The organism is Janthinobacterium sp. PSPC3-1, assembly GCF_049896105.1.
In the GTDB taxonomy this organism is placed as follows: domain Bacteria; phylum Pseudomonadota; class Gammaproteobacteria; order Burkholderiales; family Burkholderiaceae_D; genus Janthinobacterium.
This window is the reverse complement of sequence record NZ_JAFCTQ010000020.1, coordinates 11576-36415: the sequence shown is the minus strand read 5'-3', so window position 1 is coordinate 36415 and position 24840 is coordinate 11576. Positions and strand designations below refer to the sequence as shown.

At 63.3% G+C, this 24840-nt stretch carries 25 protein-coding genes; 10 read left to right on the top strand and 15 right to left on the bottom strand.

What is annotated here, in order from left to right:
* Positions 1-11 precede the first annotated feature (11 nt).
* The 5 genes from hda to panB all read left to right on the top strand — a co-directional run bounded on the left by hda (position 12) and on the right by panB (position 4175).
* The gene (gene hda, locus ACP7B7_RS19725) at positions 12-680 is read left to right on the top strand and encodes a DnaA regulatory inactivator Hda (protein ID WP_071075314.1); all 669 of its coding nucleotides are present in this window, start codon (positions 12-14) and stop codon (positions 678-680) included.
* Positions 680-1351: an HAD family hydrolase gene (locus ACP7B7_RS19720; RefSeq protein ID WP_426077841.1), complete on the top strand. Its 672-nt coding sequence runs from the start codon at positions 680-682 to the stop codon at positions 1349-1351. Before hda ends, ACP7B7_RS19720 begins: the two co-directional genes overlap by 1 nt.
* Positions 1344-2711, top strand: a complete 1368-nt coding sequence (pcnB, locus tag ACP7B7_RS19715) for a polynucleotide adenylyltransferase PcnB (protein ID WP_426077796.1) — start codon at positions 1344-1346, stop codon at positions 2709-2711. Before ACP7B7_RS19720 ends, pcnB begins: the two co-directional genes overlap by 8 nt.
* A gap of 4 nt (positions 2712-2715) precedes the next feature.
* Positions 2716-3195: a 2-amino-4-hydroxy-6-hydroxymethyldihydropteridine diphosphokinase gene (folK, locus tag ACP7B7_RS19710; RefSeq protein WP_426077795.1), complete on the top strand. Its 480-nt coding sequence runs from the start codon at positions 2716-2718 to the stop codon at positions 3193-3195.
* A gap of 98 nt (positions 3196-3293) precedes the next feature.
* Positions 3294-4175, top strand: coding sequence for a 3-methyl-2-oxobutanoate hydroxymethyltransferase (gene panB / locus ACP7B7_RS19705; RefSeq protein WP_308924188.1), 882 nt, complete (start codon positions 3294-3296; stop codon positions 4173-4175).
* A gap of 6 nt (positions 4176-4181) precedes the next feature.
* Here the strand turns inward: panB and ACP7B7_RS19700 are convergent, their stop codons facing one another.
* The 9 genes from ACP7B7_RS19700 to ACP7B7_RS19660 all read right to left on the bottom strand — a co-directional run bounded on the left by ACP7B7_RS19700 (position 4182) and on the right by ACP7B7_RS19660 (position 14358).
* Positions 4182-4514 (bottom strand): helix-turn-helix transcriptional regulator, encoded by a 333-nt coding sequence (locus ACP7B7_RS19700; protein WP_308924187.1) that lies wholly within the window; start codon positions 4512-4514, stop codon positions 4182-4184.
* 1 nt (position 4515) lies between these two features.
* Entirely contained in the window at positions 4516-5808 is a 1293-nt protein-coding gene (locus ACP7B7_RS19695) for a type II toxin-antitoxin system HipA family toxin (protein ID WP_426077794.1), read from the bottom strand.
* 176 nt (positions 5809-5984) lie between these two features.
* The gene (locus ACP7B7_RS19690; protein WP_426077793.1) at positions 5985-7463 is read right to left on the bottom strand and encodes an aldehyde dehydrogenase; all 1479 of its coding nucleotides are present in this window, start codon (positions 7461-7463) and stop codon (positions 5985-5987) included.
* 154 nt (positions 7464-7617) lie between these two features.
* Complete coding sequence (locus ACP7B7_RS19685) at positions 7618-8469, bottom strand: ABC transporter permease (RefSeq protein ID WP_426077792.1); 852 nt, start codon at positions 8467-8469, stop codon at positions 7618-7620.
* Positions 8466-9395, bottom strand: coding sequence for an ABC transporter permease subunit (locus ACP7B7_RS19680; RefSeq protein WP_426077791.1), 930 nt, complete (start codon positions 9393-9395; stop codon positions 8466-8468). The genes ACP7B7_RS19685 and ACP7B7_RS19680 overlap by 4 nt, the downstream gene beginning before the upstream one ends.
* 7 nt (positions 9396-9402) lie before the next feature.
* Positions 9403-10551 (bottom strand): ABC transporter ATP-binding protein, encoded by a 1149-nt coding sequence (locus ACP7B7_RS19675; RefSeq protein WP_426077790.1) that lies wholly within the window; start codon positions 10549-10551, stop codon positions 9403-9405.
* 133 nt (positions 10552-10684) lie between these two features.
* Positions 10685-12145 carry an aspartate aminotransferase family protein gene (locus tag ACP7B7_RS19670; RefSeq protein WP_426077789.1) on the bottom strand — a complete coding sequence of 487 codons (1461 nt, stop codon included), beginning with the start codon at positions 12143-12145 and terminating at the stop codon, positions 10685-10687.
* A gap of 12 nt (positions 12146-12157) precedes the next feature.
* On the bottom strand, positions 12158-13528 hold the full coding sequence (locus ACP7B7_RS19665; RefSeq protein ID WP_308924180.1) for a glutamine synthetase family protein: 1371 nt from the start codon (positions 13526-13528) through the stop codon (positions 12158-12160).
* Between the two features lie 62 nt (positions 13529-13590).
* Positions 13591-14358 (bottom strand): gamma-glutamyl-gamma-aminobutyrate hydrolase family protein, encoded by a 768-nt coding sequence (locus ACP7B7_RS19660; RefSeq protein ID WP_426077788.1) that lies wholly within the window; start codon positions 14356-14358, stop codon positions 13591-13593.
* A 217-nt stretch (positions 14359-14575) separates the two neighbouring features.
* Here ACP7B7_RS19660 and ACP7B7_RS19655 point away from each other — a divergent pair, with 217 nt between their 5' ends.
* Positions 14576-15727: an MFS transporter gene (locus tag ACP7B7_RS19655; RefSeq protein ID WP_308924178.1), complete on the top strand. Its 1152-nt coding sequence runs from the start codon at positions 14576-14578 to the stop codon at positions 15725-15727.
* 3 nt (positions 15728-15730) lie between these two features.
* Here ACP7B7_RS19655 and ACP7B7_RS19650 read toward each other — a convergent pair whose 3' ends face one another.
* The 3 genes from ACP7B7_RS19650 to ACP7B7_RS19640 are packed head-to-tail and all read right to left on the bottom strand — an operon-like array spanning position 15731 to position 18865.
* Positions 15731-16360, bottom strand: coding sequence for a hypothetical protein (locus ACP7B7_RS19650; RefSeq protein ID WP_308924177.1), 630 nt, complete (start codon positions 16358-16360; stop codon positions 15731-15733).
* Positions 16357-16929 (bottom strand): sigma-70 family RNA polymerase sigma factor, encoded by a 573-nt coding sequence (locus ACP7B7_RS19645; RefSeq protein WP_308924176.1) that lies wholly within the window; start codon positions 16927-16929, stop codon positions 16357-16359. The genes ACP7B7_RS19650 and ACP7B7_RS19645 overlap by 4 nt, the downstream gene beginning before the upstream one ends.
* Positions 16930-16975: 46 nt before the next feature.
* Positions 16976-18865 (bottom strand): beta-propeller domain-containing protein, encoded by a 1890-nt coding sequence (locus tag ACP7B7_RS19640; protein WP_426077787.1) that lies wholly within the window; start codon positions 18863-18865, stop codon positions 16976-16978.
* 149 nt (positions 18866-19014) lie between these two features.
* Here ACP7B7_RS19640 and gabD point away from each other — a divergent pair, with 149 nt between their 5' ends.
* A complete protein-coding gene (gene gabD / locus ACP7B7_RS19635; protein ID WP_426077786.1) occupies positions 19015-20517 on the top strand; it encodes an NADP-dependent succinate-semialdehyde dehydrogenase in 1503 nt (500 codons plus the stop codon).
* Between the two features lie 67 nt (positions 20518-20584).
* Here the strand turns inward: gabD and ACP7B7_RS19630 are convergent, their stop codons facing one another.
* Positions 20585-21208, bottom strand: coding sequence for a trimeric intracellular cation channel family protein (locus ACP7B7_RS19630; RefSeq protein ID WP_308924173.1), 624 nt, complete (start codon positions 21206-21208; stop codon positions 20585-20587).
* Between the two features lie 121 nt (positions 21209-21329).
* Here ACP7B7_RS19630 and argP point away from each other — a divergent pair, with 121 nt between their 5' ends.
* The 3 genes from argP (at position 21330) to ACP7B7_RS19615 (ending at position 22862) form a co-directional block, all read left to right on the top strand.
* Positions 21330-22217 (top strand): HTH-type transcriptional regulator ArgP, encoded by an 888-nt coding sequence (gene argP / locus ACP7B7_RS19625; protein ID WP_426077785.1) that lies wholly within the window; start codon positions 21330-21332, stop codon positions 22215-22217.
* Between the two features lie 82 nt (positions 22218-22299).
* Positions 22300-22569: a type II toxin-antitoxin system ParD family antitoxin gene (locus ACP7B7_RS19620; protein ID WP_308924171.1), complete on the top strand. Its 270-nt coding sequence runs from the start codon at positions 22300-22302 to the stop codon at positions 22567-22569.
* Positions 22569-22862, top strand: a complete 294-nt coding sequence (locus tag ACP7B7_RS19615; protein WP_308924170.1) for a type II toxin-antitoxin system RelE/ParE family toxin — start codon at positions 22569-22571, stop codon at positions 22860-22862. The genes ACP7B7_RS19620 and ACP7B7_RS19615 overlap by 1 nt, the downstream gene beginning before the upstream one ends.
* A gap of 69 nt (positions 22863-22931) precedes the next feature.
* Here ACP7B7_RS19615 and can read toward each other — a convergent pair whose 3' ends face one another.
* Together can and dnaJ are read right to left on the bottom strand one after the other, a co-directional pair.
* Positions 22932-23603: a carbonate dehydratase gene (gene can / locus ACP7B7_RS19610; protein WP_426077784.1), complete on the bottom strand. Its 672-nt coding sequence runs from the start codon at positions 23601-23603 to the stop codon at positions 22932-22934.
* Between the two features lie 60 nt (positions 23604-23663).
* Positions 23664-24797, bottom strand: a complete 1134-nt coding sequence (gene dnaJ / locus ACP7B7_RS19605; RefSeq protein WP_308924168.1) for a molecular chaperone DnaJ — start codon at positions 24795-24797, stop codon at positions 23664-23666.
* Between the last annotated feature and the right edge of the window lie 43 nt (positions 24798-24840).

The window sequence follows — 24840 nt, the reverse complement described above, 5'->3', positions numbered from 1 at the left end:
AGGCGTACGCCATGAAACAACTGGTGCTCGATCTAGGCACAGACCAGGCGCACAGCCTCGATACCTTCGAGGTGGGACAGAATGCCGAAGTGGCGCAGCTGATGCGCCAGTTCGCCGCGCGCACGTCGCGCGAACATTTTGCCTACCTGTGGGGCGAGCTGGCCGCCGGCAAGAGCCATCTGCTCAAGGCCCTGGCCAGCACCGAGCGCGCGCGTTATATTTCGCCGTTTTCGATCGAGTCCGAATTCGTGTATTCGCCCGAGGTCGACCTGTATCTGCTCGACGACTGCGAGAAACTGTCGCCGCTGGCGCAGATCGACGCATTTGCCCTGTTCAATGAAATCCGCGCCAACAAGGCTTATATGGTGTGCAGCGGCGCCGTGCCGCCGGCCGTGCTGCCGGTGCGCGAAGACTTGCGCACGCGCATGGGCTGGGGCCTGATCTACCAGATCCACGGCCTGACCGACGATGAAAAAATCGCCGCCCTGACCCAGGCGGCCACCACCCGCGGCTTGACCTTGTCGCCGGGCGTGTTACCCTATCTGCTGTCCCATTTCCGGCGCGACATGCGTTCGCTGTCGACGATGCTGGACTCACTCGACCTCTACTCCCTTGAAACCCAACGCCCGATCACCTTGCCCTTGTTGCGCGAGTTGTTGCAGGCGGAAGCGAAAGAATGATGAATCTGGCCCTGTTTGACCTCGACCATACCCTGCTGCCCATCGACTCCGATCACGAGTGGGGCGAATTTCTGGTACGCAGCGGCGTAGTGGACGCCACCGAATTCACCCGCCGCAACAACGGCTTTTTTGCCCAGTACCAGGCCGGCACCCTGGACGCGGTGGAATACCTGGAGTTCGCGCTCGGTAACCTGGCGCAGTTCCCCCGCGCCCGCCTGGATGAATTGCACGCGCAATTCATGCTGGAGGTGGTGCTGCCGGCGATCCGTCCCGAAGTCGTGGCGCTGCTGAAACAGCACCAGGATGCGGGCGACCTGATCGCCATCGTCACGGCCACCAACCAGTTCGTCACCAAGCCGATCGCCGCCGCCCTCGGTGTCGAGCACCTGATCGCCGCCATGCCCGAATACGATGCCGAAGGCAATGTCACGGGCAAGCTCATCGGCACGCCGACCCTGGGCGCCGGCAAGCTGACCCATACCCATGCCTGGCTGGAAAAGCTGGGCAAGGAACTGGGCCAGTTCGAACGCAGCTATTTCTACAGCGATTCCCATAACGACATCCCCCTGTTGTCGGTCGTCACCCACCCGGTCGCGACCAACCCCAACGCCGCTTTGACCGCACACGCATCCCTCCACGGCTGGCCATCACTCCACTTATTCAATGATTAAAAAACTCATCCGCAAGATCCTCGGCGTTAAAAAAGAGGCAGCGCGCGACACCACGGTAGCCACCGTGCTCGGTCCCGCGCAACACGGAATCGATCCGAAACTGGTGACCTCGAACGCCATCCGCGTCACCAGCAGCCTGCAGGAAGCGGGCTACGAAGCGTTCGTGGTGGGCGGCGCCGTGCGCGACTTGCTGCTGGGCGTCAAACCGAAAGACTTCGACATCGCCACCAACGCGACGCCGGAACAGGTCAAGCGTTTGTTCCGCCGCGCCTTCATCATCGGCAAGCGCTTCCAGATCGTGCACGTGATGTTCGGCCAGGACTTGCTGGAAGTGACCACCTTCCGCGGCGCCGGCGCCGATTCGGCGCCGAAGGATGAACACGGCCGCGTGCTGCGCGACAACACCTTCGGCCTGCAGCACGAAGACGCGCTGCGCCGCGACTTCACCATCAACGCCATGTACTACAACCCGGCCACGCAGGAAGTGCTGGACTACCACGGCGGCGTGGAAGATATCCGCGCGCAGACCCTGCGCATGATCGGCAAGCCGGAAGAGCGCTACCGCGAAGACCCGGTGCGCATGCTGCGCGTGGTGCGTTTCGCCGCCAAGCTGAAATTCACCATCGAGCCGCACACGGCCGAACCGATCGCCATCATGGCGCCGCTGATCAACAATGTGCCGGCGCCGCGCGTGTTCGACGAAATGCTCAAATTGCTGATGAGCGGCCACGCGCTGGCCTGTCTGCAGCAGCTGCGCAAGGAAGGCCTGCATCACGGCCTGCTGCCGCTGCTCGACGTGGTGCTGGAACAGCCGCTGGGCGCGAAATTCGTCACCCTGGCGCTGGACGCCACCGACGCCCGCATCGCCGCCGGCAAGACGGTGTCGCCGGGCTTCTTGTTCGCCTCGCTGCTGTGGCACCAGGTGCTGGAAAAATGGACCGCCTACCGCGCCGCCGGCGAATCGACGATCCCCGCGCTGCACCTGGCGGCCGACGACGTGCTCGATTCGCAGACGGAAAAACTGGCCCTGCAGCGCAAGATCGGTTCGGACATGCGCGACATCTGGTCGATGCAGCCCAGGTTTGAGCGCCGGGTCGGCAAGGCGCCGCACAAGCTGCTCGAGCACCTGCGCTTCCGCGCCGGCTACGACTTCCTGCTGCTGCGCTGCGCCTCGGGCGAGATCGACACCGAGATCGGCGAGTGGTGGACCGCGTTCTACGAAGGCGACGAAGAGACGCGCGAAGCGCTGCTGGCCAGCGCCAACGCCGCCCCCGGCGCCGTCAAGAAAAAACGCCCGCCGCGCCGCAGCACCCGCAGCAAGAGCGGTGGCACGGTCACCGGCAGCACTGGCGAGCAGTAACACCATGGCGCAGGTCACCGCTTATATCGGCATCGGCGCCAACCTGGGCGACGCACGCGCCAACGTCGCCGATGCCATCGCGCGCCTGGCGCGCCTGCCCGGTGCACAGCTGGTCGACGCCTCGCCCAGCTACCGCACCGCGCCGATCGATTCCAGCGGCGACGACTATATCAACGCCGTGGCGCGCATTGCCACCACCTTGGCCGCCGGGGAACTGCTGCAGGCGCTGCATGGCATCGAAGCTGCCCACGGCCGCGAGCGGCCCTACCGCAACGCGCCGCGCACCCTGGACCTGGACCTGCTGCTGTACGGCGAGGAACAGATCGCCAGCGCCACCTTGACGGTGCCGCATCCGCGCATTACCGAACGCGCTTTCGTGCTGGTGCCGCTGCTGGCGCTGGCGCCCGCGCTCACCGTGCCGGGCAAGGGCGCGGCCAGCGATTACCTGGCCAGCGTTGCGGACCAGGCCATCAGCCAGCTCTGACACTATCGTCAACCTTCCACTACAATGCCGCTCCTGCGCACTGCCGCATAAAGGTCTACACTAGCGGCGCTGCATCCCTTTTACTCTAGAGAATACCTATGTCCGCTTATTTGCAAGGAACCGATCTGGCCGCCAAAGAGAAGGCCGGTGCACCCGCGCCCGCCCCTGCGCCATCCAAGCCCGTCGCCAACAAGGCCGTGACCATCCATGCGCTCGCTACCCTGCGCGCCGCCGGCGAAAAGATCGCCATGCTGACCTGCTACGACGCCAGCTTCGCGTCGCTGATGGACCGCTGCGGCGTGGAGATCTTGCTGATCGGCGATTCGCTGGGCATGGTCTGCAACGGCCACAACTCGACGCTCCCCGTGACGGTGGCCGAACTGGCCTACCACACGGCGTCGGTGGCGCGCGGCAGCAAGAGCGCGATGGTGATGGCCGACCTGCCGTTCGGCGCCTACGGCACGCCGGAGACCGCCTACGCCAACGCCGTGATCCTGATGCAGGCCGGCGCGCACATGATCAAGATCGAAGGCGGCGCCTGGCTGGCCGACACGGTAAGATTCCTGACCGAACGCGGCATTCCCGTCTGCGCCCATATCGGCCTGACGCCGCAATCGGTGCACCAGCTGGGCGGCTATAAAGTCCAGGGCAAGAGCACCGAAAGCGCCGACCAGCTGAAGAACGACGCGCTGGCGCTGCAAAACGCGGGCGCGGCCATCGTGCTGATGGAAGCGATGCCGGCCCAGCTGGGCAAGGAAGTGACCGAGATGCTGACGATCCCGACCATCGGCATCGGCGCCGGCCCCGACTGCTCGGGCCAGGTACTGGTCATGCACGACATGCTGGGCGTGTTCCCGGGCCGCAAGGCACGCTTCGTGCGCAACTTCATGGAAGGCGCGGCCAGCATCGACGACGCCGTCACCGGCTATGTGAAAGCCGTCAAGGATGGCAGTTTTCCGGCGATGGAACACTGTTTCTGATGTAGCCTATTGAGGCGATATCGCCCCGGCACTCTGCGGGGCGATTTTTTTTTCACGCAGCGTTTCTGTCCGTACAAAGGCCACCTCCAAGCCAAAGAACTGTCCGATACGGTTCAGCGTCTGGATGGTCGGATTGCCCTTGCCGCTCTCGATCTCCTTGATGACCTTCGTGCTCACGCCCCGGTGCGTCGCAAACTCTGCCTGCGTCATGCGCGAGATGGCGCGCATTTCCTTGACCGCGTGCTGTAGTGTGACGGCTCCTGCTTCAATGGCTTCGTAAAGCACTGCCCTGCGCTGCCGCAACTCTTCTTTGTCAACGGTCTTTTTCGTACGCGCCATGTCAGTGCTCTCCCAATGCCTTGAGCTGTTCGATCTGCCCGGCGATATGTGGACGGAGGAAAGCAATGATGTCATCATCCACGCCTGCCTCTTGCATATGCTGTTCCAGCGCAGCCAGTTGCCGGGCAAATCCGTATAACGCGAGGCGGATCTGCTGGCGCTCCACGTCCAGCATGCCGATCGTCGCCAGTATCGTCGTCCAGTCATGCAGCTCCTTTTTGGTGTCCGGGTGATACCAGCGCGCCGCACGTGGTATGCCATCCGGGTCCAGGTACATCGGCGCAAAATCGAACAGAGGTGTGAGGCGCACCTCGGCACCAACTTGCTGTACCGCCGTATTGCGTGCGTGATTATCGGTATTGCGCATAGCCAGGTTCAAGATATCGCGTTTGAGAAATTCGATGGTTTCCGCAGTCTTGTCGCTGACGACAGCGCGCAGTGCCTGCAATAGCACGAATTGGCTAGGCGTGGCTTCAAAGCCAACGATACCTGCCAGCGAAGCGGCGCTTTCCTGATGGAATCGCAGCACTTTTCCATCCTGGATACGGCGGTCAAAGCGGGGAATGAACAAAGTATCGTCCTGGTAGCGCAGTTGGCCTTCGGTGCGCAGGCCCACAGCGCGCGCCACAGTCATATATGCGGCTTCATTTTTCAATACCTTAGCGTCGCTGGCGGTCTTTCCGCGCGGACGCTTGACGATAAAGTGGGCAGCTGCGTACTGATCCGCCAGAGCCCCATCGGCATGCCAGAGACCAGCATGGTCGGTGGTCAACAGATATTTCGGCGCCGCCCCTTGCACCCCCAGACTGCCGGCGGCCAGCATGCTATGCATCAGCATGCGCTCATTGAAGGCATCGCCACGGCCTATGATCTCGTCCAGTGAAAAGCCGGACAGCGGCTTGCCCTTGTCGTGGCGATTCATATGTTGTGCGTAGTACTGCACGGCCTCGACGATGCGCACGCGCCCGATGGGATTGAATGCGCCGCAACACGCCAGCGGAAAATCGGCAGCCGGGCCATCTGCCAGTTGAAGCTGCCCAAGCAGATATGTCCGTCCACTTCCCTGGGGAATCAGGTCAAAGATAAAGGCTGGCCATTGCGCCAGCTTCTGCATCTCTGCCGTGACGGGAAAACGCAGCGACACAGGTCCATTCTCAAGCTTGAAGAAGGCATAATCGAGGTCATACTCGAACAGGGCAGCTGTACGTGGATTACCACCTGCTGGCTCAAGCAAAGTCAGCGATGCACAATCGTGCCACGCATCATCATGAAAAATTTGAAAATGGCACTGCATGGCGGCTCCAATTGGATCTTATAGTAGCTAATTGTGTTCAGTTTATCCTTGAATTAGCACTTATACGATCCAAAATTTTAACAAGTACACAGCCATGAAAAATATAATGGCCCCTAAAAGAACTATTTTAAGCTATCAACACCATTAATTAGCCCTTTTAAGTACCCTTATAAAAATTATCCCACCTGTATCCAGGTCGTCTTCAACTCCGTGTACTTGTCCAGCGCGTGCAATGACTTGTCGCGCCCGTTGCCCGACTGCTTGTAGCCGCCGAACGGCACGGTGATATCGTCGCCGTCGTACTGGTTCACATGCACGGTGCCGGCACGCAGGGCACGCGAGGTCTGGATGGCCTTGCTGATATCGGACGTCCACACCGCCGCCTGCAAGCCATAGGGCGTGGCGTTGGCCTGTTTGATGGCTTCCTGGATATCGGTAAAACCCAGCACCGACAGCACCGGCCCGAAGATCTCTTCGCGCGCGATCGTCATGCTGGCGTCCACGCCATCGAACAGGGTCGGCTGCACGTAGTAGCCACCCGTGTCCAGGCGCGCCGCCTCGCCGCCGCCCAGCAGGACCGCGCCCTCCTTCTTGCCGGCCGCGATATAGCCCATCACCGTCTGCATCTGCGTGGCGTCGACGATCGCCCCCATCACGGTGGCTTCGTCGAGCGGATCGCCGGGCTGGAACTGCGGCAGCATGGCCTGGGCCTTGGCCAGGAATTGCGCCTTGATCGACTCCTCCACGAACAGGCGCGACGGCGCATTGCAGCTTTCGCCCTGGTTGAAAAAGATGGAACCGATGGCGGCCGCCACCGCCTTGTCGAGGTCGGGACAGTCGGCGCAGACGATATTGGCGGATTTTCCGCCCAGCTCGGTCCAGGCCCGTTTCAAATTCGACTGGCCCGCCATCTGCACGATCAGCTTGCCGGTGCGGGTCGAGCCCGTAAAGCCGATGCAGTCGATATCCATATGCAGCGCCAGCGCGGCGCCCGCCTCCTGGCCATAGCCGGGCAGCACATTGAACACGCCGGGCGGCAAACCCGCTTCCAGGCCCAGTTCGGCCAGGCGCAAGGCCGTCAACGGCGATTTTTCGGACGGCTTCAGTATCACGCTGTTGCCGGCCGCCAGCGCCGGCGCGATCTTCCAGGCGGCCATGATCATCGGGTAATTCCACGGCACGATGGCGGCCACCACGCCCACCGGTTCGCGCGTGATCAGCGCCAGGCTGCTGGATGGCGTGGGGGCGATCTCATCGTAGACCTTGTCGATCGCCTCGCCATACCAGCGCAGGCAGTTGGCGGTGGCGCCCACATCCACGCTCTGGCTGTATTTGATCGGCTTGCCCATGTCCAGCGTTTCGAGCAGGGCCAGCTCGGGGCCGTTCTGCTGCACCAGGTCGGCGAACTTGATCAGCACGCGCTTGCGCTGTGCCGGAGATTTTCCGGCCCAGCGGCGGTCCTCGAAGGCCGCGCGCGCGGCGATCACCGCCGCATCGACATCCAGACTGTCGCAGCGCGCCACCTGCCCCAGCAATCGCCCGTCGATCGGCGACCGATTGTCGAACTGCCGGCCGGAGATGGCCCAGACCCGCTCGCCGTTGATAAAAGCCCGTCCATCGATCGTCAGTTCCGCCGCGCGCGTGTGCCAGTTCATGGTGATCTCCTGTGTGAGTATGGCAGCAGCTTACAACGCCTGACAAAACCGTAGCGAGCGGAAGGTTGTTGTGGCTAAGAAGCGCAACCGTACGAAGGTACGGTGAGCATCGCAGGCCGCAAATACCGACGCGCAGCAGGTTTTGACAGGCGTTCTACTCCTGGTCGAGCGTGTATGCGGCGGACAGTTGCTTGCGCCGGCGCCGGTCGCTGCGCGCCAGCATCACGGCATACGCGATCACGGCAATCGTCACCACCAGGATGGTCAATGCGGCAATCGCATTCACCCTAGGATCGAGCCCCAGCCGCGCGCGTGAAAAGATCACCAGCGGCATGGTGGTCGAACCGGGGCCGGACAGGAAGGCCGACAGCACCACGTCGTCCAACGACAGGGTAAATGTCAGCAGCCAGGCGGACGCCAGCGCTTGCGTGATATTCGGCAGGGTCACCAGGAAGAACACCTGATGCGCGCGGCAGCCCAGGTCCATCGCCGCCTCGGAGAGCGACTTGCTCATCTCCTGCAGGCGCGACTGCACCACCACGGCCGCATACGCCATGCCCAGCAGGGTGTGGCCCAGCCAGATGGTGGCCACGCCCCGTTCGGGAAAGCCGAACACCTTTTGCATGGACACCAGCATCAGCAGCAGGGACAGGCCGATAATCACCTCGGGCATCACCAGCGGCGCGCTGACCATGGACGAGAACAGCGTGCGGCCCCTGAAACGCTGGTAGTTGACCAAGGCAAAGGCGGCAAAGGTGCCGAGCACCACCGACGACGTGGCCGACATGAAAGCAATTTTCAGGGACAGGCCGAAGCCCGAGATGATCTCGGTGTCGCTCAGCAGCTCTTGGTACCAGCGCAGCGAAAAGCCGGTCCACACCATGTCCTGGCGCGAGCTGTTGAACGAGAAGACGATCAGCACGATGATGGGCAGGTAGAGGAACAGATAGCCGAGCGACAGCCAGCCACGGCCGAACCAGCGCTGCAGGAAAGTACGACCGTTCATGCGCGCTCTCCCGCGTGTTGATCCGTCTTGTATCTGTTAAAGATCGCCATCGGCACCAGGATCAGCAGGATCACCAGCACCGTCACCGACGAGGCCATGGCCCAGTCGTTATTGGTGAAATACTCGTCCCACAGCACGCGGCCGATCATCAGGGTTTCCGGGCCGCCCAGCAGCTCGGGGATCACGTATTCGCCCACCGACGGAATAAAGACCAGCATGGCGCCGGCGATAATGCCCGACTTCGACAGCGGCACGGTGATGCGCCAGAAGGCCTGCAAAGGAGTAGCGCCCAGGTCGGCCGCCGCTTCCAGGAAGCGCAGGTCCATTTTGACCAGATTCGCATACAGCGGCAGGATCATGAACGGCAAATACGCATAGACCATGCCGACCACCAGCGAGAACGAGGTGTTCATCATCTGGATGGGTTCCGTCACCACGCCGAGCGCGATCAAGAGGTCGTTCAGCAGGCCATGGTTGGCCAGGATGCCCTTCCACGCATACACGCGCAGCAGGAAAGAAGTCCAGAACGGCAGCATCACCAGCATCATCAGGATCGGCCGCGTGGACGGCCTGGCGCGCGCCATGAAGTAGGCGAACGGATAGCCGATAAACAGGCAAATCGCGGTGGTGATCGCCGCATACTTGATGGAGCTGAGATAGGTCAGCAGGTACAGCTCGTCGGCGGCGATAAACAGGTAGTTGGCAATTTTCACCTTCAGCACGACGATGCCGTCGACATACGACAGCAGGCCGCCGAACGGGCTGCCGGCCGTGTCCATGTCGGACAGGCTGATGCGCAGCACGATCAGGAAGGGGATCAGAAAGGCGGCGGTCAGGAACAGCGCCGGCACGGCGATCACGGCGTTGCGGCCGGTGAGCCAGCGCAAGGTGACCAGGCTGCGCAGCGATTGCAAGATAAGCTTCATGCAGGCCTCAGCTGGTCAGCACGACGATGTCGGCGCCATCCCACCAGACCCACACGCGCTGCTCGCGTTCGAGGCGCGACACGTCGTGGCGGGCCGCATTGGTGCGCGACACTTTCACGATGGCGCCGCTGTCGAGGCGCACATGGTAGCTGGTCTCGTTGCCGAAATACGCCAGCGCGACGATCACGCCCTGGGCGCAGTTGTAGCCGTGTTCCGCCGGCGAGGCGCGCTCCTCCAGGCTGGGTGCGTCCAGCTGAATACCGATCTTTTCCGGGCGCACGGCCACCGACACTTCCATGCCCAGGTTGCCCGTGATGCCGTGGGCGACGTAGTGGCGGCCCTCGGGCGTATCGACCACCACGTGATCGGGTTCGTCTTGCGTGATGCGGCCATCGAACAGGTTCACGCTGCCGATAAAGTCGGCCACGAAGCGGCAGTTCGGCGTTTCATAGATTTCGCCGGGCGCGCCCACCTGCAGGATGCGCCCTTCGCTCATCACGGCGATGCGCGTGGCCATGCTCATCGCCTCGTCCTGGTCGTGGGTGACCATCACGCAGGTGACGCCCACCTGTTCGATGATATTGACCAGCTCCATCTGCGTGCGTTCGCGCAGTTTCTTGTCGAGCGCGCCCAGCGGCTCGTCGAGCAGCAGCAACTGCGGCCGCTTGGCCAGGCTGCGCGCCAGCGCCACGCGCTGCTGCTGGCCACCGGACAATTGATGCGGCTTGCGTTTCGCATACTGCGCCAGCTGCACCAGCGCCAGCATCTGTTCGACCCGGGCCGCCACTTCGTCCTTCGGCAGGCCGTCGCGACGCAGGCCGAAGGCGATATTGTCCCAGACCGACAAATGCGGAAACAGCGCATACGACTGGAACATCATGTTGATCGGCCGCTGGTGCGGCGGCACCTCGACGATGCTGCTGCCGGCCAGCTCGATGCGGCCCGAGGTCGGCGTTTCGAAGCCGGCCAGCATGCGCAGCAGGGTCGACTTGCCGCAGCCCGAACTGCCCAGCAGCGCGAAGATCTCGCCCTGGTTGATGGTCACGGAAATATCGTTCACGGCGCGCACGCCGTCGAATTCCTTGACCAGCTGGTCTATCAGCAGGAATGGCGCTCGGGCGTCGCTGGCCGACGCGGCAGGGGTTGCTATCGTCATGGGTGGGTAGCTTGGAATGAAGTGATCAATGAAAAACTGGCCGCTACAAAGAGCGGCCAGGATGGAAGTTTAGCGGAACTGTCGCCAAAGCGGTCCAAAAATTGCAGGAGCCGCCCTGATTTTGGTGTAAATCCTACACCCAACCCTTGGCCTGTACATCGGCGTAGGTCTTGTCCAGGCAAACCCGTATCAGGTCCGTCATCTCGTCGATCTGCGCGCGCGTCATCACCAGCGGCGGGGCGACGATCATGCGCTCGCCCACGGCGCGCATGATCACGCCGTTGTCGAACATATGGCCACGGCAGATCATGCCCACGCCCTGGTCCTCGTCGAACAGCACATTGTCATGCACGGTGGCGCCCTTCCTGCGCACCAGGTTCAATCCCGCCACCAGGCCGCAGCTGTCGGCATAACCCACCAGCGGATGTTCGCCAAGCGCGGCGAAGCGTTCCTTGAGATACGGCCCCGTATCCTCGGCCACCTTCTGCACCAGCTGCTCTTCCTCGATAATGCGGATATTTTCCAGCGCCGCCGCGCACGCCACCGGGTGGCCCGAATACGTGTAGCCGTGCGTGAATTCGCCGCCCTTCTCGATCAGCACCTTGGCCACGCGTTCGCCCACCAGCACGCCACCGAGCGGCACGTAACCGGACGTGACGCCCTTGGCAAACGTCATCAGGTCGGGCCTGATGCCGAACAGCTCGGAGCCGAACCAGCGGCCCAGGCGGCCGAAGCCGCAGATCACTTCATCGGCGATCAGCAGGATGCCGTACTTGTCGCAGATGCGCTGGACTTCGGGCCAGTAGGTCGATGGCGGAATGATCACGCCGCCAGCACCCTGCACCGGTTCGCCGATAAAGGCCGCCACCTTGTCGGCGCCCACCTCCAGGATTTTTTCTTCCAGCCAGCCGGCCGCCTTCAGGCCGAATTCCTCGGGCGTGAGGCCCTGGCCCGCTTCCAGGTAGTTGGGCTGGCCGATATGCACGATGCCGGGGATCGGCAAGCCGCCCTGCGCGTGCATGCCGTCCATGCCGCCCAGCGAGGCGCCCGCCACCGTGCTGCCGTGGTAGGCGTTGTGGCGGCTGATGATCGTATGGCGCTCCTTGTAGCCCAGCAGGTCCCAGTAGCGGCGCACCATGCGCAGGTTGGTGTCGTTCGCTTCCGAGCCGGAACTGGTAAAGAACACATGCTGGAACTGCGGCGGAGATATTTGCGCCAGCTTGGCCGCCAGCTGCGCGGCCGGCAGGTTGGTGGTGCCAAAAAAACTGTTATAGAAGGGCAGCGTTTCCATCTGCTGGTAGACGGCTTGCGAGATCGACGTGCGGCCATAGCCGACGTTGACGCACCACAGGCCCGACATGCCGTCGACGATCTTCTTGCCCTGGCTGTCCCACAGATAGACGCCCTCGCCGCGCACCATCACGCGCGCGCCCTTGCTGGCCAGGTCCTGGAAGTCGGTAAACGGATGCAGGTAGTGGGCCGAGTCCATCTTCTGGATGGCGGCCGTGTCGTACACCTGCGGCGTGGCGTTTTTCTGCGCCACCGAGGCGACCAGCGCGGCGCTCGGCGCCAGCGGATTGTTGTTTGTACTCATGGTGATCCTTTCTTAAACGTGGAGCAGCAGATGCTCGCGCTCCCACGGACTGATGACGGTCATGAACTCCTGGTGTTCCAGGTCCTTGATGGCCGCATACACGTCGATGAAACGGTCGCCCAGCACCGTGCGCAGCTTGTCTTCGCCGCGCAGCAGTTGCAGCGCTTCGGGCAGGCCCTGCGGCAGCTCGAACTTCATGTCGTAGGCGCTGCCGACCATCATCGGCGTCGCTTCCAGCTGCTCCGTCATGCCCAGGTAGCCGCAGGCCAGGGTGACGGCCAATGCGAGATACGGGTTGGCGTCGGCGCCGATAATGCGGTTTTCCACGCGCCTGTCCTGCACGCCCGACTCGGGCACGCGAAAACCCACGGTGCGGTTATCGAGGCCCCATTGAATGTTGATGGGCGCCGCCGTATGGCGCACGATGCGGCGGTAGGAATTCACGTACGGCGCGACGATCGCCATCGCCGACGGCATATAGCGCTGCAGGCCGGCGATATAGTGCTTGAAGATGGGCGCGGCCGAGCCGTCCTCGTTGCTGAAGATGTTCAGGCCCGTTTTCGCATCGACCACGCTCTGGTGCACATGCATGGCGGACCCCGGCTCGCCGGCCATCGGCTTGGCCATGAAGGTGGCGTACATATCGTGCTTCAGCGCCGCCTCGCGCAGGGTGCGCTTGAAGAAGAACACCTTGTCGGCCAGGCCCAGCGGATCACCGTGCAGGAAGTTGATTTCCATCTGGCCGGCACCGATCTCGTGGATCAGGGTATCGACGTCGAGGTTCATCAGTTCGCAGTAATCGTAGATGTCCTCGAACAGCGGATCGAACTCGTTGACCGCGTCGATACTATAGACCTGCCGGCTGGTTTCGGCGCGGCCGCTGCGGCCGATCGGCGGCTTCAAGGGCAGGTCGGGATCGGTGTTTTTCGCCGTCAGGTAGAACTCCAGTTCGGGCGCCACCACCGGTTTCCAGCCCTTGTCGGCATACAGTTTCAGCACGCGCCGCAGCACCGAACGCGGCGCAAAATCGACCAGCGCGCCGTCGGCAAAATAGCAGTCGTGGATCACCTGGGCGGTCGGGTCGGTGGCCCACGGCACCATGGTGATGGTGGTCGGGTCGGCCTTTAAAATCATGTCGCGGTCGGTGCTGGAAATGGCGCGGTCATAGCCACCATCGTCAACCGGGTAATTGCCCGTCACCGTCATGCCCAGCACCGCTTCCGGGATACGCATGCCGCGCTCCTGGGTGAATTTACCGCGTGGCAGGATCTTGCCGCGCGCAACGCCCGTCAGATCGGGCACCAGGCATTCGATTTCCGTGACCCGCTTTTCATTGAGCCACAGGTCCATGTCGGTATAAGTGAAGTTCTCGCGTATCGCCATATCGTTCTCTCTTATCCTCTTGCCGGTCTTGATCAAACGCCGCCCATCACCGCTGCGGCGCGCTATTTATTGGTCGCTTTATTTGTCACCTGATACTCGCGGCAGGCCTGGCCGAAGGCCTCGAACATCCGCATCGATTGCGGGTTGTCTTCCACCTGCCACTCGGGATGCCACTGCACGCCCAGCGCAAAGCCGGGCACCGCCGCCACCGCATAGGCTTCCACCAGGCCGTCGTCGGCCAGCGCTTCGACCAGCAGGCCGTCGGCCAGGCGGGCTATCCCTTGGCCATGCAGGGAATTGACCATCATCTCGCTTTCGCCACCGAGGATGCGCGACAGCAGCGCGCCCGGCGTCAGCCGGATGCGGTGCGCGGGGCCGTACTGGCGCGCCAACGGGTCGCTGATGTTTTCACGGTGATCGAGCATGCCGGGCACCGCATGCACGGCCTGGTGCAAGCTGCCGCCCAGCGCCACATTGACTTCCTGGAAGCCGCGGCAGATCGCGAACAAAGGCAGCTGGCGCGCCAGCGCGGCGCGGATCAGGGGCAAGGTGGTGGCGTCGCGCGCCGTATCCTGCGGCAATTCGGGGAACGCAATCTCCTGGCCATACAGGCGCGCATCGACATTCGAGGCCGAGCCGGTCAGCAGCACGCCATCGGCGATGCGCAGCGCCGCCTCCAGGTCGGCGTCCTGGCCCAGCGCCGGCAACAGCAGCGGCATGCAGCCGGCCGCCACGACCACGGCGTGCAGGTATTTATCCTGCGCCGTATGGTAGGCGTGGCTGCCCAGCTGGCGGTGGCAGGCGGGAACGAGGACGATGGGACGGGGCATAGGTTTTGCTCTCGATAGCGTGACGATCCTGTTGCTTGGCTGCACGATGCAGCGCCTTCAGCCCTACTCTACAGGATAGAGTTGCCAAACAGCCACACCAATGGCCGGGAGCATGGGCATGATCAAGCGCGTGATCAAAGGCGCGGCAGCGGCTACACTACCGCCTTTATTATTGCTACAAGTGAATTAATCATATGCCCGTCTCGCGAGAAACGCCATGAAAAGCATGCCTTGGCGTGACTTCTTTGCCCTGGTGGTCAGCATCGGCGTAGTGGGCCTGGGCTTGGGCGCCACCATGCCGCTGACCGCCCTGACGCTGGACCGGCGCGGCGTGGGCACCGACGTGATCGGCATGATCACGGCCGTCAGCGCGCTGGGCATCCTGGCCGCCTCGCCGTTCGTGTCGCGGTGGGTGGGCCGCTTTGGCGCGCGCGCCACCATGGTGGGCGCCGTATGGGCGGCGTCCCTGGCCACCATCGCCATGCAGTGCACCGACAGCCTGCTGGCGTGGAGCGTGCTGCGCTTCGTGTTCGGCGGCGCCATGGGCGTGCTGTTTACCATCGGCGAAGCCTGGGTCAACCGCCTGGCGCCCGCCAATGCACGCGGCAAGGTGGTGGCCATGTACACCACCAGCTTTACCTTTTTTCAGCTGATCGGCCCGGCGCTGGTGGCCGCCTTCAACGATAAAATCAGCTGGAGCTTTGCCGCCTGCGGCCTGCTGTTTTTGCTGGCGCTGCCGGGACTGATGCTGATCTCGAACAGCGGCCCGGAACAAGACGCCGAGGAAGCGAACGAGCCGGGCGTGAAATGGACCTTGATCCTGCCGCGCATGCCGATGATCGTGCTGGGCGCCGCCTTTTTTGCGCTGTTCGACACCCTGGCCTTGAGCCTGCTGCCGCTGTATGCGATGCGGCACGGCATGAGTACCGAACTGGCGCTGCTCTCGGCCACGGTGGTGCTGGTGGGCGACACGGGTCTGCAGTTCGCGCTGGGCTGGATGGCCGACCGCTATGGGCGTGCAAAAGTTCACACCGGCTGCGGCGTGGCCGTCTGCCTGCTGCTGCCGCTGCTACCCTTCGCGGTCGGCACGCCATGGCTGTGGTGGACGGTATTGCTGCTGCTGGGCGCCGCCGCCGGCGGCATCTACATGCTGGCGCTGGTGGCCTGCGGCGAGCGCTTTACGGGCCTGCCGCTGACCAGCGCCAGCGCCATCGTCAACGCCACCTGGGGAGCGGCCAGCGGCGGCGGCCCGCTGCTGACGGGCGTGCTGATGCAGTCGGCGGGCGTCAATGCCCTGCCGGCCGTGATGTGGGTGTGCGCCGCCATTTTCGTGGGCAGCGCGGTGTGGGAAAAGAAAAAGGGGTTATAAGCCCTATTTTTGCTCAAGCCGCTGCTGCAACTGCTGTTCGACCGGATACGCGGGATACGCCTGCCGGAACGCGGCCCACTCCTGCTGCGCCGCCGGGCGCTGGCCCGCCTTGAGCAAGCCGTCGATCTTAACCAGCCAGACGGCCGCGTCGAGTTTCGGCGGCGCCGGCATCGGCTCGGCAGCTGACGGTGCGGGCGGTGGCGGCGCCATCGCGCGCCGTGCCGATGGCGCCGGACGCACCGTGCCGGAGGGCTCGGCCTGTGATTGCATCTGGTCGGCCGAGGGCGAAACGGAGGCGGCGACCGGCGGATCGAGCGGCTCGCCGACCACCGGGAACTGCGCCGTCTTGTGGCCAAAGAAATCGCCGCCAACCAAGTTGAAAGTCAGCAGCACGGCGGCGGCCAGTCCCAGCGGAATGCGCCAGCGCGCCAGGTAGTCGGTCGACTTCTTTGCCGGCAGGGTCCGTACCACGCCATTGGCGCTGTCGTTCGCGGCCAGCGGCTTGGCCAAAGGGGTCGCCAGCGCTTGTTCGGCGTCCGCCAGGATGGCCGCATCGAGTTCGGCCGACGGCGACGGCTGCGGCAAGGCTGCCAGCAGCGCGTTCAATTCTTCATCGTGATGCTCAATATTCATGCTCGTGCTCCTTTGCCGCTGGCCGCGTCGAGCTGCGCGCGCAATTTCTGCATCGCGTAGCGCAGCCGGCTTTTCACGGTCTCCGCTTCGGCGCCCGTCACCACGGCAATCTCGGCAATGCTCATGGCGCTGAACTGCTGCAGCACCAGCGCTTCCTTCTGTTCCGCCGGCAGCAGCGCGATGGCCGCGTGCAGCAGCGCATGCTGCTGTTTCTGTTCGAACGACTGCTGCGGCGAGGCGGCCTCGCTGGGCACCTCGGCGGCCACTTCGGCGCCCAGCCACAGCGCTTCTTTCTGGCGCAGGATGTCGATCAGGCGGTTGCGCGCCAGCTGGTACAGCCAGGTGCGAAACGCCGCCTGCGGCTGGTAGCCGGCACGCGCCGCGTGCAGGCTGGCCCAGGCATCCTGCACGATCTCGTCGACCCAGGCGCGGCGCGGCGAGCGCCAGGCCACGAAACGGTACAGGCCCTCGCGATGGCGCCGGTACAGTTCGCGAAATGCCGGCAGGTCGCCGCCGCCGTAGCGCAGCATCAGCTCTTCATCGGTGTCGTTGGGTAAGGTGTCGGCCATGCGGACCAGTGTAGCCGAAGCGGGCGGCCGCCACAATCGCCGCACGTCACCGTGCACGCGCCACGGCCGGCGCATAGCTGATGCGGCGCGTTTCGCGTATCTTCCCTTCCGTCACCGCCCCTTCCACCAGCTCATAACCGAGCAAGGCGAATACCCGGCCCTGCAGGAACAGCGGACGCGCATTGCCATACCAGTCGACGCACGAGGCGCGGCAGCCGTCGTCCGGCGGCGCACCTGGCTTCGCCGCCAGTGCACCGAGCTCCGTCAGGGCCAGCCTGTCGTTGCGCAGGTAGAGCACCGAGGCCGATTCCGTACGCGGGCCGGCGCGCTCCGTGGCGCCCAGGATAGGCAGGCCGATCACGCCTGCGCTGCCGGTGTCCGGCTTGTAGAAAAAGCCGTGGCTGCGCGTTTCTCCCTGGGCCGCGTTGGCGCGCACATAGCTGCCAGCGATATCCGCCTGGCCTCCCAGGCGAATGCTGGTGAAATGCAGATCCTGGCCCTTGGCGCCGACCGCCACCGCGTCATTGCCCAGCGCTTCGATGCGCTCGACGCCATGCGGCAGCGCCAAGGCTTGCGGCGCATCCTTGCCGGCCCAGCGCAGCGCATGCAGCGGCTGCAAAGGCCAGTTCGGATCGACCTGGCGCCGCGCCGAGTTACCGGATTGGCCATACAGCAGGTACGGCCCCACATAGCGGTTCTGCAAACCGTAGTCGCCATTGCCCGGCAAGGCCCGGTAGCTGGCGGCCGGCGCGCTGTCGCGGCCATCGGAAAAGCTGTTCAGCGGCACCCGCAGCAATGCCAGCTCGCCTTGCCCTTTGTCGCTATCCCACATGGCGTCGCCACGCCCCTGCGAGCGCAGCAGCACATTCAGATGGCCGTCCGCGCTTTCCAGGAACGAAAACTGGTCGACCGGCGCGCCGGCCGTCTTCAGCGCGCTGGGCGCCGTGCCGTCCAGCGGCAGGCGGAACACGCTTGAACCGCCGCCACGACGCGTGGTCCACACATACACGGATTCACCGGAGACATAGAACACGCGGCCGGCCGGCCCCATCACGGCACTCGCCTCGCAGCGCAGTTCGCGGCTGGCCAGGTCGCAGCTGGTGACGGTATGCAGGGTGATGCCGGCGCCAGATTCCGGCTCCTCATCGGTGCGGAAAATGCGCGTGGCCGGCGCGATGCGCTGGAAGTCCTGTGGCACGGCGTCACTGCGCCAGCGGCGCAGCGCGGGAAAGCCGCCGAACGGGTCGCCGCGGCGCGGATTGAGCGACAGCGGCGAGTAAAACACCAGCTTGGTGCCGACCAGGCGGCTGGCGTAATTGCGCGCCGAATAATAGTCGTTCGAACGCAGGTGATAGGTGGCGCGGTAGGCCAGGCGGCCGGCAGCATCGATATCGAACAGGCCCACCTCGGTGCCGCCACGGCTGTAGCTGTAGCCGATCACCACCACCGTGTCGCCCGACACCAGCAGCTCGTCATACCAGCTGTCGGACGGATCGCTGTCCGGCGCAAACGCATCGAGCGAGGCCACCGGCCGCAAGGCCTGCTGGCCGACGTTGACCGTGAACAGCTTGCCGCGCCTTAGCATCACCAGGTGCTTGCCATGCACCTTGACGATGCCGCCTTCATCGATGCCGGCCGTCTGCGTGTTGGTAACCGCGTCCGCGACCGAGTCCGCGACCGCCCCCGACACCTCGGCCGATTTGGACGCCGACGAGGCCATCGGCGCCGGCATCGGCATGGCTTTCATCTGCAGCTCGGTGCGCCGTTGCAGGGCCAGCTGCTGCGCGGCCAGCTTGTCGAGCCAGGCCTTCAACGCCTGTTCGCTGGCAAACGCCGTCAGCGTTTTCCTGGGGGTGGTGTCAACGGCGGTGGCGGCATGGGCGGCGCACGACAGCAACAGGGGCAGCAGCAAGCTCGTTTTCAAGGCGGTGGACATGGCGGTTTCTCCGGTAGGCATGAAGGTATGGATCATGAAACGCGGCGCGGAACAAAACGGGGTTAAAGCCACGCAAAAATAATTCCAGGGTGAGCCAGCTCACATGCGGCGCCCCCGCGCCCAATCGTGCGCCGTCAAAAAGGGCTACCATGAAAGACCTCGTCACCACTTGCAGAAAGAGCGCCATGCCGACCACCACGCTGACCTTGAACGATCCCGCGCTGCTGCGCCAGCAATGCTATATCAACGGCCAATGGCGCGATGCCGAGAGTGGCAAGACGATGGACGTCGGCAACCCCGCCACCGGCGAGGTGATCGGCAATGTCCCCACCATGGGCACGCAGGAAACGGCGCAGGCCATCACCGCCGCGAATGAGGCCTGGCCCGCCTGGCGCAAGAAAAGCGCGGCCGAACGGGCCGGCTATCTGCGCCGCTGGAATGACCTGATGCTGGAACACGCCGACGACTTGGCGCTGCTGATGACGGCGGAACAGGGCAAGCCGCTGGCCGAATCCAAAGGCGAAGTGAAATATGCCGCCTCGTTCATCGAATGGTTTGCCGAGGAGGGCAAGCGCGTCTCGGGCGAGACCCTGGCCTCGCCGTGGCCGGACCGCCGCATCGTGGTGACGAAAGAGCCGATCGGCGTGTGCGCCGCCATCACGCCATGGAATTTTCCGGCCGCGATGATCACGCGCAAGGTAGGCCCGGCGCTGGCGGCCGGCTGCCCGATTATCGTGAAACCGGCCGGCCTGACGCCGTTCTCCGCGCTGGCGCTGGCCGTGCTGGCCGAGCGAGCCGGTATTCCTCCCGGCGTGTTCAATGTGATCACGGGCTCGTCGCAGGAGATCGGCGACGAACTGACGGCCAACCCGCTGGTGAGGAAACTCAGTTTCACCGGGTCGACCGAAGTGGGCCGCAAGCTGATGGCGCAGTGCGCGCCGACCATTAAAAAACTGTCGCTGGAACTGGGCGGCAACGCACCGTTCATCGTGTTCGACGATGCCGATCTCGATGCGGCCGTGGAAGGCGCGATCGCCTCGAAATACCGCAACGCGGGCCAGACCTGCGTCTGCGCCAACCGCCTGTATGTGCAGGACGGCGTGTATGACGCGTTTGCCGAAAAGCTCGTGGCGGCGGTGGCCAGGCTGAAAGTCGGCAATGGCGTCGACGACGGCGTCACGCAAGGGCCGCTGATCGAAGAAAAAGCCGTGAAAAAAGTCGAGCAACATGTGGCCGACGCGCTGGCCAAGGGCGGCCGCCTGCTGGCAGGGGGCGAGCGCCATGCACTGGGCCACAGCTTCTTCCAGCCGACCGTGATCGCCGATGTGACGGCCGACATGCTGGTGGCCAAGGAAGAAACCTTCGGCCCGCTGGCGCCCCTGTTCCGCTTCCACACCGACGACGAAGTCGTGGCGCTGGCCAACGACACCGAATTCGGCCTGGCCGCCTATTTCTATTCGCGCGATATCGGTCGCATCTGGAAGGTGGCGGAAGGACTGGAATCGGGCATGGTGGGCGTCAATACGGGCCTGATCTCGACCGAAGTGGCGCCGTTCGGCGGCGTCAAGCAGTCAGGCCTGGGACGCGAAGGCTCGTCGTACGGGATCGATGATTACCTGGTGATCAAATATATCTGCATGGGCGGGATCTGACGATAACTTTCCTAAGTCGCGTAGGTCAGGTTAGCGCTGCGCGCGTAACCCGACACCACCACGCACGTCACTCAAACCCGCGAACCTGGTCACCATTAAAATTCGGCAAGCGCCACGAAAACCGCAGCGCCAGGAAACGGAACAGCAGGCCGGCGCCGATCGACGCCAGCTGCGCCACCGCGCTGTCGACCTTGAAATGCAGCAGCGCCACGTACAAGGCCCCCGTAAACACCGCCACGGTGGCATACACTTCGCGCTGCAGCACCAGCGGGATCTGGTTGCACAGAATATCGCGCAGCAGGCCGCCGAACACGCCGGTGATCATGCCTGCCAGCACCACGATGGCCGGGTGCATGCCGGCCGACATGGCGATATCGCAGCCGATCACGCAAAACGCCACCAGTCCCAGTCCGTCGACGATCAAAAATACCGAGCGCAAATGGTGCAGATAGCGCGCCACGAAGGCCGTGACGACGGCCGCGCCGCCCGTAAACAGCAGGTATTCGGGATGGGCGATCCAGCCCAGCGGATAGTGGCCCAGCAACACGTCGCGGATGGTGCCGCCGCCCAGCGCGGTGACGGTGCCGATCATCACGATGCCGAACAGGTCCATGCCGCGGCGCATGCCCATGATGGCGCCGGACATGGCTTCGGCGGTAATCGCCACCAGGTAGATCGTATAGAGCAGCATGATTTATTCTTCCAGAGTACGGCAAGACGCAAAACGCCATTGTGCACCGCAACACGCCTTTCCTTATAAAAAGTAAGTATTATTTGGGAATGATAAATTTTCCTAATGATGGGCGGCGCTGATGGAACTCAATCCCAAGCATACGGAAGCGTTTCGTGCCGTCGTCGAGACCGGCAGTTTCGAGCAGGCGGCCCTGCAACTGCACCTGACTTCGCCCGCCATCTCGCAGCGCGTGCGCGCGCTGGAAAGCCAGCTGGGCAATGCCCTGATCGTGCGCAGCCGCCCTGCCCGCGCCACGCGCACGGGCCAGCGCCTGATGCAATATCTGAAGCGCGCCAGGCTGCTGGAGGCGGACCTGGAGGCGGAACTGGCGGTGCAGCAGGACGCGCCGCTGACCCTGGTGCTGGCGCTGAACGCCGACTCGATGGGCACCTGGTTTTTCCCGGCCCTGGCCGACATCCTGAACCGTGAACGAGTGCTGCTGGACCTGGCGGTGGAGGACCAGGACCACACTTATACCTTGCTGGAAACGGGGATGGCGATCGGCTGCATCAGCACCGAACCGAAGCCGATGCGCGGCTGCACGGCCGAACCGCTGGGCGTGATGCGCTACTGGCTGGTGGCCACGCCGGCGTTTCGCCGGCAATGGTTCGCCCAGGGCCTCACGCGCGCGGCGGCGCGCGCGGCGCCGGTGGTGGCCTACACGCGCAAGGACACCTTGCAGTCAAACTACCTGCAGCAGGCGCTGGGCCTGCCGGACGGCGCCTATCCCTGCCACTACGTGCCGGGCGCCACCTCGCACTTCAACGCCATCCGTTACGGCCTCGGCTACGGCATGGTGCCGGAACTGCTGCTGCAGGCCAATCCCGATGGCAAGCTGGTGGAGATGCTGACGCCGAAGCAGCCGGCCGACGTGGCACTGTACTGGCATACCTGGAAAGTGCAGTCGCCGCGCATGGAGCAGCTGTCGCGGCAGATCGTGGCGGCGGCGCGCACGGTGTTGAAGTAAACGAGCACAATGAAAATGTCCATCTTTGTCAAAGATGGACATCGGCGTATGATCAGCATATTCAGGTACAGGAGTTCACGCCATGGGAATGAATATTAATCTGACACCACAACTGGAGGAACTGGTGCGCCAGAAAGTCGAATCCGGCCGCTATACCTCAGCCAGTGAAGTGGTGCGCGAGGCTTTGCGCCTGATGGAAGAGAAAGACCAGTTCAGGGAAGCCAGGCTGGGCCAGCTTCGCCAGGATATACAGGATGGGCTCGATAGCGGGACATCTGTTGCATGGAGCGCTGCAGATATCAAGGCTGCCGGCCGGGCAAGACATGTGACAAAGGTTGCCGGAGACGCATAATGCCAACGGTCACCATGCGGCCGAAGGCGCGTATCGACATGGCGGACATATGGGCTTATATCGCTCGGGATAGCGAAAGACAGGCCGATAAGTTCATCGACCGGATTGACAGGCAATTGGCAAGACTGGCACTTCAGCCCGCCATCGGACGCTTGCGCAATGAGTTGCTGGAAAACCTGCGCAGTTTTCCATTTGAACACTACCTGCTCTTCTATCAAATCACCAGGGAAGGAATTGATGTCGTGCGGGTATTGCATGCCGCCCGCGATATCAATGCGCACTTCACTGCATGAGTGGCAATGGCCACTTCACCAGATGCTGCTGAAGCGCGGCTCATCATCAAAGATTAGCCGCGCCAGCCATTACTGCACTTCTTCGTAACGGGCCAAACGGGCCGCCATGCGCGGCGCCAGTTCGTGGCCGGCCGTAATCGTCACGTTCAGGTCGTTCAGCACGCCGTCTTTCAGGCCGTAGACCCAGCCGTGCACGCTGACTTCCTGGCCGCGTTCCCAGGCGTCCTGCACGATGGTGGTCTGGCACACGTTGAGCACCTGCTCGGCCACGTTCAGCTCGCACAGGCGGTCGCTGCGCTGGCGGCTGGTCAGCACGTCGCCCAGGTAGCGCTCGTGTTTCTGGCTCACGTCCTGCACATGGCGCAGCCAGTTGTCGACCAGGCCGATGCGCGTGCCCGTCATGGCCGCATGCACGCCCTTGCAGCCATAATGGCCGACGATGATGACATGCTTGACCTTCAACACGTCGACGGCGAACTGCAACACGGACAGGCAATTGAGGTCGGAATGCACGACCACGTTGGCGATATTCCGGTGCACGAACACGTCGCCTGGCGGCATGCCCAGCAGTTCGTTGGCCGGCACGCGGCTGTCGGAACAGCCGATCCACAGGTATTCGGGCGAAGTCTGCGCTTCCAGGTTCTTGAAGTAGTCGGGATTCTTTTCCACCATCGAATCGGCCCAGCGCTTGTTGCGCTGTAGCAGTTCTGACAGGGCCGGGCCGTTTTTTACTTCGGTCATGATGTTTTCCTTAAAAAAACGCCGGGATGTGGTTGGCATCCCGGCGATATTGATTAATGCTTATTCAAAAAAATCCTTGACCTTGTCTTTCCAGGTCTTGCTTTGCGGACTGTGCTTGGCACCGCCCTCGGTGGTGGATTTTTCAAAGTCGCGTAGCAGTTCTTTTTGTTTGTCGGTCAGCTTGACCGGCGTTTCGATGGCCACGTGGCAGAACAGATCGCCAGCGTAGCCGGAGCGCACGCCCTTGATGCCCTTGCCTTTCAGGCGGAAGGTCTTGCCGGACTGGGTGCCTTCAGGAATCGTGAACGACACCTTGCCGTTCAGGGTCGGCACTTCGATATCGCCGCCCAGGGCCGCCTTGGTGAACGAGATCGGCATTTCGCAATGCAGGTCGTCGCCTTCGCGCTGGAACACGGCGTGCGGCTTGATGTGGATTTCCACATACAGGTCACCCGCCGGGCCGCCATTCGTGCCCGGTTCGCCGTTGCCGGACGAGCGGATGCGCATGCCATTGTCGATGCCGACAGGAATTTTGACTTCCAGCGTCTTGTTGCGCTTGATGCGTCCGGCGCCGGCACAGGTGGTGCACGGCTCGGGGATCACCTTGCCGCTGCCATGGCATTTCGGGCAAGTTTGCTGGATGCTGAAGAAACCTTGCTGCATGCGCACCTGGCCGTGGCCCGCGCAGGTACCGCAGGTGACGGGCTGCGTGCCCGGCTTGGCGCCGCTGCCGTGGCAGGTTTCGCACTTGTCCCAGCTCGGCACGCGGATGGTCGTGTCGAAGCCGTGCGCAGCTTGCTCAAGTGTAATTTCCAGGTTGTAGCGCAAATCGGCGCCACGATACACCTGCGGGCCCGCATTACGGCTGCGTCCGCCGCCACCGCCAAAGATGTCGCCGAAGATATCGCCGAAGCTGTCGGCAAAGCCGCCAGCACCGCCGCCGAAGCCGCCACCGCCGCCCATGTTCGGGTCCACGCCGGCGTGACCATAGCGGTCGTACGCTTCGCGCTTTTCCGGATTGGTCAGCATTTCGTAGGCTTCTTTGACTTCCTTAAACTTTTCTTCCGACTCTTTACTATCCGGATTGCGGTCCGGATGGTATTTCATCGCCAGTTTACGGTAAGACTTTTTGATCTCTTCTTCCGAAGCATTTTTTGCGACACCGAGTGTCTCGTAAAAATCACGCTTTGCCATGTTGTCGGCACCTTGCAGTCTATCTACTGATGTAAAAATTACA